The organism is Arthrobacter sp. sptzw42, from assembly GCF_059089685.1.
In genome coordinates this window covers 47,104-59,055 of record NZ_JBNHEX010000013.1, presented here as the reverse complement: position 1 = coordinate 59,055, position 11,952 = coordinate 47,104, and the positions used below count along the sequence as shown (strand labels likewise).

Sequence of the window (11,952 nt, the reverse complement as noted above, 5' to 3'; positions counted from 1 at the left end):
GTCAGCGACCTCCGTGAGCGTGTGGGTCCAGGCGGTCACGCAAAGCGTCGCCAATGATGTTGCAGGCCAACACGACGGTCAGGATGGCGAGGCCGGGGAAGACGCTAACCCACCACATACTGATGTCGTTGGTGCCCAAGGCGATCATGGCGCCCCATTCAGGTGCCGGTGGCCTCGGCCCCAGGCCAAGGAAGGACAGTGCCGCGAGAAGCAGGATGGCGTTACCGAATTCGAGTGTTGCCAGAACGATTGCCGGTCCAAAGCTGTTGGGAACAACGTCCTTGCGCAGTGCCTTGAACGGTCCGACGCCAAGCATTCTTGAGGAGTGCAGGTAGTCTTCGCCCCGGATGGTCAGGACGGCCCCACGAATCACACGCGCGTAGGCCGGCCAGGAAACGATAACGAGCGCCAAAACCGCGTTGGCCGTGCTGGGGCCGAGGGCTGCGGTGACGGCCATCGCCAGGATGATCTGAGGGAAGGCGAAAACGAGGTCAGTCAAACGCATGATCGCCTCGTCGACGAACTTTCCGACGTAACCGGCGATCATCCCCAGGAGGCCACCGACCACCAGTGACGCGATCACGATGGAAAGGGCCAGGGGGATGGACAGCTGGGCGCCGTAAATTACGCGGCTGAGCACGTCCCGCCCGAGTTCATCGGTGCCAAAGAGGTGCTCTGAGCTGGGCTCTGCGTAGATGTTCTCGGTCTGGTCCAAGGGGCCGTAAGGGGCCAGGACGGGAGCCAGGATTGCGATGACGGCCCAAGCTGCTGCAATGAGAAGTGCGGCGACGACAATAGGCTGCCGCCAGATCTTGCCGGAATCGCTTTTCGCCTTCCACCAGCGTGTGCGGGCCTTGGGGCCCGTCTTTGGGTCTGCTCGAAGGGCTGGCATCGGGCTGCCTGTCCCCTCGGGGGTTTGGGTCTGAGTCACGTGAGCCTTACTCTCGGATCGGCCAGCCCGTACAACAGGTCGACAACTAGGTTGATGAGAAGGTAAACCGCGGCGACAAAGAGGGTTATCCCCAAAATCGCGGGACGGTCCAGGGCGGCGGCGCTCTGGTATGCGTACTGTCCGATGCCGGGCCAGGAGAAGATGCTCTCAACGAGGACCGTCCCGGCCAGGAGTGAGGCGAACGCAATGCCGATGACGGTGATAATCGGGACGAGTCCGGCCCTCATCAGGTACCGCAACATGACCGTCCGGTTGGGAAGACCCTTGGCATAAGCGGCGGTGATGTAGTCCTTCCGCAGCACCTCGAGCAGGGCCGAGCGCACGAATCTGGTCAGCATCGCCACGGTGGACAAAGTGAGCACCGCGATGGGCAGGGCCATGTGCTGGACTGCGTCGGAGGCAACCTCCAGGTCTCCTGCTAGTAAGGCGTCAACTGAGTACATTCCGGTGATCGTCTCGGGAGGGGAATATTGGGGGCTCAACCGGCCGCCGTTGGGCGAAACGCCCAGGACGAAAAAGAAGAGGTACAGAGCGAGGATGGATACCCAGAAAGGTGGGGTGGAAAGACCGAGCAGTGAAACCACCCGGACCACCTGGTCCGGCCAGCGGCCGTGCCGTACGGCCGCAATGAGACCAAGGCCGGCGCTGATCAGGATGGAGAGCACCATTGTTGGGATGGCCAGCTCCAAGGTGGCCGGAACGTAGTCCAGGAGGTCGGTCATCACTGGACGGCCGCTCTGCTGGGAGGTTCCCAAGTCACCTTGAAGCAGGTTTCCCAAGTAGGTGAAGTACTGGACAATTACCGGCTGGTCCAAACCCCAGCGGCTGCGGAAAGCAGCAACCGCTTCAGGATCGCCCAGCGCCGCGTCAGAGAGGTTTGCCGAAACCGGGTCACCCGGAACTGCCTGAACCAGGATGAAGGAAGCTACCGTTGATCCAAGGAGTAACCCGACCGTGGTGACCAGGCGGCGGCCGAGGTACCGCAGGAACGCACTTTTTATGCGTGGCCGGACGATAATTCCTTTGTCCTGCTGCCCTTTATCCTCCGCCTCGCCCCCTCCATACAGGGAGGGGTCGGACGGCAACTGCGCATTGGTGGTCACTACTACCCCGCAGCCTTGATGTCTGCCAGGTCAACGATCCATCCGGCGGAGGTGTAGTTGGCGTCGGTCACCTGAGGCGTGGACACGATCGCACCGGAGTTGACGGCCAGTGGGATGAACGGGGCATCGGTCTTCATGACCTTCTGCCATTCAACAATTTTCTCCGTCCGCTGGTCCTCTGAGGTTGTTGCGAAAACGGCATTGGATGCTTCAACAGCGGCAGGGGACGCATTCTGTTCCGTCCAGCCGACCCGTACGGAGTTCGTTCCGCCTGGCTTCATCACGGTGACGAAGTTTTCTGCCCGGGGGTAGCTCAGGGCGTGGGGGGTCATACCCATCACCGACTTGCCGCCGCGGTATCCCTCAAGGAATGCGGTCAGCGGCTGCGGGGTCAGTTCGAGCTTAATTCCGGCCTTCGCCACGTCTCCCTGGACCTTTGTTGCGACGGTTCCCATGTCCACGCCTCGGTAGGTGATGGCGGGGTAAATGAACGGAACTGTCGGTTCAGTGATGCCCGCGTCTGCCAGAAGTTTCTTGGCTTGGTCGATGTCCTGCTTGGGGGCATCTGATGAAGGCAAGGAACCCGGGTAAACATCGGCGATGAGTCCGCCGAGCGTCGATCCGCCCGGGCCCATCAGCGCTGCGAGGCCTTCATAGTCAACGGCCGACTTGAAGGCGGCAACAAAGGCGGGGTTGGAACTGATCGACGAAACTGTCGGATCGGCGTTCGCCCACGCGAAGAAGATGTTGTCCTTCTTTTCCGAAACGTTCAGGGAATCCGGCAGATCCTTGAGAAGGTTGCCCGTCAGGTCCAAGGCAATTTCAGGGGCCTTTGACCGTGACAGTGTCAGCTTCTGGTTCTGGATGTCAATGTTGCGCAGGACAACGCGCCCGTACGCCGGCTTTTCGCCCCAGTACTTATCGTTGGCGACAAGAACCAGTTCCTGGCCGGGATCGTTGCGCTCCAGGACATAGGGTCCGCTGCCGGCCGAAGCGGAATCGAGGTACGACTGGGCCGTGTCGGCTGTAGCGGCATCTGGAGTATTCGTACCGCCCTTCTCCTTCACAACCTTCGAATTGACGATGCTGCTTGCCGGCATGGCCATTAGCACCGGAAGGTTCGGCGAGGCCTTGTCCGCCTTGACCACCACAGTGCGGGCGTCCGGTGCTTCGAAGGTCAGCCCTGCGAAGAACGGTGCGGAGCCGCCCTTGAGATTCTGCAGCCGGGTAAGGGAGAAAACCACGTCTTCAGAAGTGATCGGCGAATCATCGGCAAACGTTGCGCCCTCCCGAAGCTTGAACGTGTGCGTCATGCTGTCCGCGGACGATTCAACGCTTTCAGCGAGGTCCGGAACAGGGGTCGTGATGTCATCGCCTTCGAAGGTCATCAGCGTGGAATAAAGGGAGTGCAGGGCTACGTAGGCGGTCTGCTCGTAGGCCCGGCCCGGGTCCAGTGTCTTGTACACGAAGGTAGTATTGGCTACCAGAGTTTGGTTGCCTGCGGAAGAGTTCGAGGAACCACCACCGCCGCATGCGGTAAGGGTCAAGAGCGCCGTGAGCGCCGCTGACACAAGAATCTTGGACGATTTCTTAGCCGGGAGTTGCGATGCTAATGGCATAGGAAAGACTCCTTGAGAGGGGTGTGTGAGGCGGATTACGCGTCCTAATTTGAGAGTGCCAGACTCGGCAGGTCTTGTAAAGCCTTTTCATACAATGTTTACTGTGACTATCCATTTTTAGTGTGTGCGGCGTGCTATACCGGCCCCGCCCGTAGCGTCAGATTTTGCTTTGGAGGGATGACGGTTGATTAGCGAAAGAGTTCGGAACCTGCGCAAAGAGCGGGACATGTCGTTGAGGCAGCTCGCGACGGCGACAGGTCTGTCCGCCGGCATGCTGAGTCAGATTGAGCGGGGTACCACTGATCCCAGCCTTGCAACGATCAGGAAGCTCGCGGCAGTTTTCGGCGCGGATCTTGCGACCCTTTTTGCTGACCCGGCACCGACAGCCGTTCACCATTCAAAAGTCGGAAAGCGTCCGGTGCTCGCCTCCGCGGAAGGCCACATCCCGTACGAACGGCTTACTCCTGGTCGTACCGATCTGGAAGTTTTGCATGGCACCCTGGGCCCCGGAGAAGCCACGTCCGAGGAGGGGTGGTCGCATCCGTCGACCGAATGCGCCTATGTGACCGTCGGAACTCTGACCGCCGAGGTCGGAGGCGTTTTTTATGAACTGCTGACGGGCGAGAGCGTTACTTTCGACTCAAGGGCGTCCCACCGCTATGTCAACCGGGGAGATGTCCCTGCCGAGTTCATCTTGGCTGTCACACCGCCCAATCCTTAAGCGCCGTCCCGCACAAGCCCGCTTGCGGGCAGCGCTCGTGCGGGGGCTAGGCAGGGCTCATCCGTTCAGAGTGGCGGTGGACGATTTTCCAGTTGGCACCGTCCCACCGGAAAACTTCGGTGACGCGTGAACGCCGGACCTCACTGTGGTCTGATGCACTGGCCCCCGTGAGGATGTATCGGACCAGGGAGGTAGAACCCCACGTGTCGATGAGGTGCTCGCTGGCGGTGAGGTAGCTCAACTTTTTGGGTGCCGGCCGATTCTGTCGGTAGGCGTCAAGGTCACCTTGCCCGCGGATCATCCCGGGAAGGTGTGTTTCCCAGGCGGTCAGGTCGGGATCCAGATGACTGTTGAATCTTTCCCAATCAGATTCCAGGAACGCGGAGTACATGTCGTTTAGGGCGCCCACAATCTGCAGGGCGGCTTCATCCCCTTGGGGAGGAGCCGCCCTTTGAGTGCTCATGCAGAAAATTCCCTGATATTGGAGGCGAAGTCGTCCCTGGCGATCTCACCGTCTTTCATGACCCAGGACAGGCTGCGGTAGGCGCTCGTGTCCGTGCTGGGGTCACCGTCGGTGGCAATGAGATCCGCGAACTTGCCTGCCTCCACTGTGCCGAGTTGGTCATCGGCCCCCAGCCAGGTGGCTGGGACAACGGTTGCCGCGGCGAGAGTGGCGCGTGGCCCAAGGCCATTTTCTGACATGTGTTCCAGCTCCCGGACGGCTGCCGATGTTCCCTCGAAATGCCAGAACGGGGGCATGTCACTGCCCAGCATCACGGTGACTCCGGATTTGAGGGCGCTGCGGTAGCTGGCCATGTGCCGCTCTCCTGCGCCGAGTGAACGCTGCTGCATCCACTCGGGCACACCGAGCTCGTCAAAGAATTCTTTACACCGCGTTACGACCAGTGTGGGCACGAGAGCGCAGTCGTTGGCGGCCATCAGGTCGGTGACCTCGTCGGTGAGCTCGTAGCCGTGCTCGACGCAGTCAAGACCGAATTTGACTGCTTCGGCGATTATTCCGGAGGGGCCGGCGTGGGCAGTAACTTTCTTGCCCCAGTCATGGGCGGTGGTGATTGCGGATTCAAGTTCATCGACAGTGACCTGGCGGGTGGTGATGGTCTCGTGCTGACCAGAAATTCCGCCCGAGATCATGATCTTGATGAGGTCCGCTCCGGCTTTGACCTGCTGGCGGACTCCTCTCCGGAATTCGGTGGCCCCGTCGCACTCCAGTGCTCCGGAGGAGGTGTGGCCGTGGCCTCCAGTGCAGGATATTGGCCGTCCTGCCGTGAAGATGCGGGGGCCGGGCACATATCCGGCATCTATGGCTGCGCGCAGGGCGAAATCGGCGTGCCGTTTTTCCCCGACGCAGCGGATTGTTGTCACGCCATTTTGCAGGGAACGGGCGGCGCCGTCCGCCATATAGAGCGCCAGTTCAAAGTCGTTCATGCCTTTGACCAGCGCCCCGCGTGGCCCCGGCAGTGAGAGGGACAGGTGGGTGTGCATGTTGATAAGGCCGGGGGAGACGTACCGCCCGCCCATATCGACCTCGTTTGGGAGGTTGTCCCCGAGCTGGCCGCGGACCTCCACTTCGGGGCCGGCTGCTGCAATGATGTTCTCTCGAACCCAGACGGCTGCCGAAGGCAATGCGTCCTCACGCGAAGCGTCAACGAGGGTCAGGTTGTGAAGCAGGTATTGTTCAGGCATCAGGATCGTGCTTTCTCAAGGTTGGGGCTTAGGGATTCGGGGCTGGTCCAGGCTGGAGTGCCGGATATAGCCACCAGATCCGGTGAAAGGTCGGCCCACAGTTCCGGGTCGGTCTCGAGGGGGTTCTGCGGCCACACGACAAAGTCTGCGACGGCCCCTGCTGACAGGGTGCCAACGTCGGACCTGTTGATGTACGAGCCGGCGTCGCGGGTGTACATGGTCAGAGCCTGCTGGGCATCTATCGCTTCATGGCTTCCCAGCGTGCTGCCATCCCATGCTTTCCGCAGTACTGCCATGGCGGCGCCCGCCAGTGGTGCGCAGGGATGGGTGTCGGATCCGCCGGCAAAAGGGATACCCAGGGCCGACAGTGTCGCCAACGGAACGGCCCTGGCGGCCAAGGGTCCCCAGGCGGCGCGTAGTTCGTCGCTGTAGACGTATGCCAGTGGCGGGTTCAGCGACAGTTTGATGCCCAGATCGGCGCATGCTTTCATGTCCGGGACATCCATCAGAAAGGCGTGGGCGATATTGATTTGTCCGTCGAAGAATTCGACTCCTTCGCTGCGCAACTCTGCAACGGTTCCGTAGACCTCCTCGATCGCGCCGCCGCCCATGGCATGAATGCAGACCGGCCAGCCCCGTTCGGCGGCCAGCGAGAGGATGTCCCTCACTTCCTCATGGGTGTAGTGGGCGCTGCCGGGTGATTGAACGGTCTCGCCATCACGCATCCAAGCGTTCGTGAATTCACCGTCGAGCAGGACCTTGAGTGCCCAGGCCGAGAGCCGGTCGTCGCCGGCCCCTGGGAGGACTGAGCTGCCAAGCACCCTGGCGCGCTCATCAGTTAACGGCTTCCGCCAGTCAAACCGGTTCATCAACAGAATCCGTTGCGGCAGGTTGCTGCGCTTGGCGGACTCCTGGTAGAGGCTCCAGGATGAGTCGAAGGCCCCGGCCAGCCCGGGATCAACAATGGTGGTCAGACCCATGGCAAGCAGTTTCTGGCAGGCTTCGGCGAGGATACTCTCGCGGTATTCCATATCTGCCATGCTCAGGGTGTAGATCGCATCGTTGATCACCCGGACTGGGGGACCCGAAAGGTATCCTGTTTCCGCGTCGTATCCTTCAGTGAAGGCCTGCAGCTTTCCAACCATAAGAGCGGCACCAACGGTGTTGATGACTGCCCGGTCCGGCCGGCGGTAGAGATACACGGGCACATCTAGGGAGACCGCGTCGAGCTCGGACCGGGTGGGCAGGCGGCCCTCGGCCAGGTTTTTTTCGTTCCAGGCAGCGTTGTCAGCCAGGCACCGGATCCAGGCGCTGTTGTTCCCGGCATCGGTCAGCTCCCGGGCCCGCTCACCCACGATGTCCAAAATTTCCGGAATCGAGCGGGCGTGTTCCAGTCGCAGCATGGTGAATTCGTGGGAGACCTTTTCCAGGTGCATGTGCGTATCGATGAAACCAGGCAGAACAGTCCGCCCGGCGAGCTCGCTCCGCTGTGTGCTGTCCCCGCTTAGGGCCTCGATATCGGCATCGGAACCTACAGCGAGGACCCGTCCATCGGCGACGGCCATGGCGGTCTGCGGCGCGGAGTGCTGCCCGAAGGTTTCTATTCGTCCACCCGTGAGTATCCAGTCTGCGATCATGCCCTTATTCCTATCAAGAAAAATCTGTTGTGGCTATAAAACGTCTAGTTTCACTAAACATTCTTGATTCGCGGACCCGGCCATGGCCGCCGTCACTGCTGTCTCTTGGTGTGCCTGCCTCAACCCGCGGCTAGGGGGCCAAGACAGATTCTGATGTGTCTCGTGCCGGTGTCCATCGCAGGTGGGTGCCGGGGGACTGGCTTTCGGGTTCTTTAAGCAGTGACAGCCTCGGCCGCACGGCATCGGTCCTGGCGCTGGGGGGCTTGCGGCGGCCGGCGCGGAACTGGGAGATCCAATCGGCGCCTGCGCCGCGGTATTCCTGCTCGGCCGCGGCGTGCAGGGTCCATTGCGGATCGTACAAGTGAGTCCGTCCCAGGGCTACGAGATCGGCCCGGCCGGCGAGCAGCACGGAATTAACGTCGTCGTAGGTGGAGATCGCTCCTACGGCGATGACCGCTACACCGGCAGGAGCGGCGACTTCCTGTCGGATTCGGTCAGCGAACGGCGTTTGGTAGCTTCGCCCGAATGCGGGAACTTCGTCTTTGGTGATTTGTCCCGTGGATACGTCAATTCCTTCCGCACCATGGTCGACGAAGGCCTGGGCAATGCCGATGGAGTCATCAGCCGTGTTGCCGCCCTCCGCCCAGTCCGTGGCCGAAATCCTTACCGTGATTGGCTTGTGCGCGGGCCAGGCGGCCCGCACGGCGTCGAAGACTTCCAGCGGGAAGCGCAGCCTGTTCTCCAGGCTTCCTCCGTACTCGTCCGTGCGCTGGTTCGAGATGGGGGAAAGGAAGGAAGAGAGAAGGTAGCCGTGGGCGGCGTGGATCTCTAGGAGATCGAAGCCTGCCTCTTCTCCCCGGCGGGTGGCGTCCACAAACTCAGCCTTGATCCGGTCCATTTCGGCGCGGTCAATTTCCCGCGGGATCTGGTTGTCAGGACCGTAAGGCAGGGCAGAGGGACCAACAACCTCCCAGTTGCCGGACTCCAGAGGCTGGTCGATGCCTTGCCACATGAGACGTGTTGATCCTTTACGGCCGGAGTGGCCGATCTGCAGGCCAATTTTCGCTGTGGAGTTCCCATGCACGAAGTCGACCACCCTCTTCCAGCTATCCCGGTGCCGGTCGTTGTAGAGGCCTGAGCAGCCCGGGGTGATGCGTCCCTCGGCGGAAACGCAGACCATTTCTGTCATGACCAGTCCCGGGCCCCCCAATGCTTTTGAACCTAGATGGACAAGGTGGAACTCGCCGGGGTCCCCGTCAACGGCAGAATACATGTCCATGGGGGATACGACGACGCGGTTTTTCAGTTCCAGCCCCCCAATGCGGAAAGGCTGGAACATCGCAGGCGCTGGCGTCGAAAGGCCCTGGGCCGCGGCGAACTGCCGGTCAACGGCCTCAGCGAATTCTGGGTCACGAAGGCGGAGATTTTCCTGTGTGATGCGGCGGGACCTGGTGAGTAGGTTGAACGCGAACTGGGTGGGATCCTGGTCCTTGTACTGGCCGATCCGCTCGAACCATTCCAGTGACGCCTGGGCAGCTCTCTGGGTCGATTCGACTACGGGACGGCGCTCGGTTTCGTAAGCTTTCAGTGCTGCTTCAAGGTCCTGGTGTTCATGGAGGCAGGCAGCAAGGGCCAGTGAGTCTTCCATGGCGAGCTTCGTGCCGGAGCCAATGGAGAAGTGGGCAGTGTGGGCGGCGTCGCCGAGAAGAACGATGTTGTTGTGGCGCCAGCTGCGGTTGCGCACAGTGGTGAAGTTCAGCCACTTGGAGTTGTTGGCCAGGATTTCATGGCCGTCCAGTTCCTCAGCGAAGATTGCCTGGATTTTGGCAATGGCCTTCTCGTCGGAGACACCGGGCGGGAAGACCTCGCCGGTTGTCTCGTCAAAGCCTGCTGCCGCCCACACGTCGGGTGACATTTCGACGATGAACGTTGAGCCCTCGTCTGAGTAGGGGTAGCCGTGGATCTGCATCGTCCCGAAGGGGGTGTCCTTGATGAAGAACTTGAACGCTTCAAAAACCTGGTCGGTGCCGAGCCACATAAACTTGTTTGGCCTCGGGTCAAGGCTTGGACCGAATGATCCCGCGTGGGCAGCACGGATCTGGGAATTCACACCGTCGGCCGCGAGGACCAGGTCGTGCCCGGCTTCGAGTTCACCGATGGGCGGGGCCACGGTACTGAATCGGACGTCGACGCCGAGTTCGATGCAGCGCCGTTGTAGAAGCTCCAGCAGTTCTTTGCGGCTCATTGCCGCGAACCCCTGGCCTCCCACAGTGGTTGTCTGATCCCGGAAGTGGATGTCGATGTCAGACCAGCGGGCGAAGCGCCGGCTCATGTATTCGGCCACGACCGGGTCGGCGTTGCCGATACCTCCGAGGGTTTCATCGGAGAAGACCACGCCAAAGCCGAACGTGTCAGACGCTGCGTTACGCTCCCAGAGCGTGATGTCGTGGGACGGATCGAGTTGCTTCATCAGGGCTGCGAAGTACAGGCCTCCGGGCCCGCCTCCAACGATTGCGATCTTCATAATCTTTTTACACTCTCTCTAGGACTGCGGCGCTGCAGCGTCGGCCAGCATGGTGATGTCGTGCTCAAGGTGTTCGCGCAGCTTGAAATGCTGCAGCTTGCCGCTGGGGTTTCGGGGCAACTCATCGACAAACCGGATGTCACGCGGATATTTGAAGGGAGCGATGGTTGCCTTGACAAAGTCCTGGATTTCTTTGCGTTTAGCGTCGTCGCCGGCGATTCCTTCGCGCAGGACAACGAAGGCACACACCAGAGTTCCCCGTTCGGGGTCCGGTCGGCCTACCACGGCGCTTTCGACCACATCGGCGTGTTGGTCGATGGCGGCTTCGACTTCTGGCGCTCCAATGTTGTACCCGGAGGAAACGATCATGTCATCGGATCGGGACTGGTAGATGAAGTAGCCATCCTCATCCCGGATGAAGGTGTCCCCGGTGATGTTCCATCCGTTGCACACGTACTTCTTTTGCCTGCTGTCATCGAGGTACCGGCACCCTGTGGGGCCGATGACGGCCAGCCTTCCCGGCTGATTGGGACCCACTTCGGCTCCGTCGTCGTCCAGGATTGTGGCGCGGAAGCCAGGTACTGGTTTGCCGGTGGTTCCGGGGCGGATATCGTCTCCGGAAGCTGAGATAAAGACGTGGAGCAGCTCCGTGGAGCCGATACCGTTGACCAGACGGACTCCGGTTTCCTTGTAGACCGCTTCCCAGGTCTCCCTCGACAGGTGTTCGCCGGCGGAGACGCCGACTCTGAGCCGGCGGAGCAGCTCCCCCCGGCCGGCCTTCAGAATGGCGCGATAGGCGGTTGGTGCGGTAAAGAGGACGGTCACCCCAGCCGCGACGGCGTGCTCAGCCAGTTCCACCGGTGTGGCTCGTTCAGTCAGCAGCGAAGACGCGCCGAACCGAAGCGGAAACACCACGAGTCCGCCGAGCCCGAACGTGAAAGCGAGCGGCGGGGAACCGGCGAAGACATCATCGGCCGTGGGGCGCAGAATATGGCGGGCGAAGGTGTCGGCGTTGGCCAGGATGTCGCGGTGAAAGTGCATGGTGATCTTGGGCGTGCCGGTCGTGCCGGACGTTGGCCCAAGCAGGGCCACATCATCAGCCGAGGTCTCAACGTTCGAGAATTTCCCGCTCTTGGCCGCGCAAAGTGCCACCAGATCATCTGCTCCGCTGCCGCCGTATGAAAGCACGGCCACGTTTTCTCCGGCCGCCGCTGCGAGTTCGTCGGTGAAGCGATGGTCAGAAATGGCAACAACCGGCTTGGTCAGACTGATAAGCGTCGCGATCTCGGAAGACCGTAGCATCGGCATCGTGGTGACGACCACTGCGCCGGCCTTGAGAACGCCAAGCCACGCCGCCACGAGCCACGGGTTGTTCGGCCCCCGTAACAGCACGCGGTTTCCCGGTACGACTCCTAGGTCTTCCGTGAGGACCTGTGCCACCTGAGCGGCCCGAAGCTGAAGCTCGCCGTAGGTCCAGGTGATGCCGCCAGGGGTGTGCAGGGCCGGGCGGTCGGCGCCGTACTGTTCCACGGCACCGTCGATCAGTACCGCTCCGGCATTGAGTGTTTCCGGGTACTGAAGCTCCGGAAGCGTAAATTCAAGGGCCGGCCAAGTTTCGGCGGGCGGCAGGTGGTCCCGGGTAAAGGTGTCCACGTGGGCTGACGGTTGCATTGTCATGGCCCTTCTTTCTGT

The 11,952-nt window shown here is 61.3% G+C and carries 9 protein-coding genes; 1 reads left to right on the top strand and 8 read right to left on the bottom strand.

Going from position 1 to position 11,952, the window contains the following annotated elements; genetic code table 11:
• Window position 1: 1 nt before the first annotated feature.
• From AC5RT4_RS14935 to AC5RT4_RS14925, 3 genes are read right to left on the bottom strand one after another with little or no spacing between them, the layout of a single operon-like run.
• On the bottom strand, window positions 2–931 hold the full coding sequence (locus AC5RT4_RS14935) for an ABC transporter permease (protein ID WP_494106259.1): 930 nt from the start codon (window positions 929–931) through the stop codon (window positions 2–4).
• Window positions 928–2,055, bottom strand: coding sequence for an ABC transporter permease (locus tag AC5RT4_RS14930; protein ID WP_494106258.1), 1,128 nt, complete (start codon window positions 2,053–2,055; stop codon window positions 928–930). Before AC5RT4_RS14930 ends, AC5RT4_RS14935 begins: the two co-directional genes overlap by 4 nt.
• A gap of 2 nt (window positions 2,056–2,057) precedes the next feature.
• On the bottom strand, window positions 2,058–3,521 hold the full coding sequence (locus AC5RT4_RS14925; RefSeq protein ID WP_494106257.1) for an ABC transporter substrate-binding protein: 1,464 nt from the start codon (window positions 3,519–3,521) through the stop codon (window positions 2,058–2,060).
• 337 nt (window positions 3,522–3,858) lie between these two features.
• On the opposite strand from AC5RT4_RS14925, the gene AC5RT4_RS14920 reads away from it, so the two are divergent.
• Window positions 3,859–4,395 carry a helix-turn-helix domain-containing protein gene (locus AC5RT4_RS14920; protein ID WP_494106256.1) on the top strand — a complete coding sequence of 179 codons (537 nt, stop codon included), beginning with the start codon at window positions 3,859–3,861 and terminating at the stop codon, window positions 4,393–4,395.
• Between the two features lie 46 nt (window positions 4,396–4,441).
• Here AC5RT4_RS14920 and AC5RT4_RS14915 read toward each other — a convergent pair whose 3' ends face one another.
• The 5 genes from AC5RT4_RS14915 to AC5RT4_RS14895 form a co-directional block, all read right to left on the bottom strand.
• Window positions 4,442–4,858 carry a nuclear transport factor 2 family protein gene (locus AC5RT4_RS14915; RefSeq protein WP_494106255.1) on the bottom strand — a complete coding sequence of 139 codons (417 nt, stop codon included), beginning with the start codon at window positions 4,856–4,858 and terminating at the stop codon, window positions 4,442–4,444.
• On the bottom strand, window positions 4,855–6,099 hold the full coding sequence (locus tag AC5RT4_RS14910; RefSeq protein WP_494106254.1) for an amidohydrolase family protein: 1,245 nt from the start codon (window positions 6,097–6,099) through the stop codon (window positions 4,855–4,857). The genes AC5RT4_RS14915 and AC5RT4_RS14910 overlap by 4 nt, the downstream gene beginning before the upstream one ends.
• On the bottom strand, window positions 6,099–7,736 hold the full coding sequence (locus AC5RT4_RS14905; protein WP_494106253.1) for an amidohydrolase: 1,638 nt from the start codon (window positions 7,734–7,736) through the stop codon (window positions 6,099–6,101). The genes AC5RT4_RS14910 and AC5RT4_RS14905 overlap by 1 nt, the downstream gene beginning before the upstream one ends.
• 130 nt (window positions 7,737–7,866) lie before the next feature.
• Window positions 7,867–10,260, bottom strand: a complete 2,394-nt coding sequence (locus AC5RT4_RS14900) for a bifunctional salicylyl-CoA 5-hydroxylase/oxidoreductase (protein ID WP_494106252.1) — start codon at window positions 10,258–10,260, stop codon at window positions 7,867–7,869.
• A gap of 18 nt (window positions 10,261–10,278) precedes the next feature.
• Window positions 10,279–11,937 (bottom strand): AMP-binding protein, encoded by a 1,659-nt coding sequence (locus tag AC5RT4_RS14895; RefSeq protein WP_494106251.1) that lies wholly within the window; start codon window positions 11,935–11,937, stop codon window positions 10,279–10,281.
• Between the last annotated feature and the right edge of the window lie 15 nt (window positions 11,938–11,952).

Bases quoted from the DNA above. Each gene is read 5' to 3' on its own strand.
- AC5RT4_RS14915 (WP_494106255.1), bottom strand. From the start codon at position 4,858: ATGAGCACTCAAAGGGCGGCTCCTCCCCAAGGGGATGAAGCCGCCCTG.
- AC5RT4_RS14910 (WP_494106254.1), bottom strand. From the start codon at position 6,099: ATGCCTGAACAATACCTGCTTCACAACCTGACCCTCGTTGACGCTTCG.
- AC5RT4_RS14905 (WP_494106253.1), bottom strand. From the start codon at position 7,736: ATGATCGCAGACTGGATACTCACGGGTGGACGAATAGAAACCTTCGGG.
- AC5RT4_RS14900 (WP_494106252.1), bottom strand. From the start codon at position 10,260: ATGAAGATCGCAATCGTTGGAGGCGGGCCCGGAGGCCTGTACTTCGCA.
- AC5RT4_RS14895 (WP_494106251.1), bottom strand. From the start codon at position 11,937: ATGACAATGCAACCGTCAGCCCACGTGGACACCTTTACCCGGGACCAC.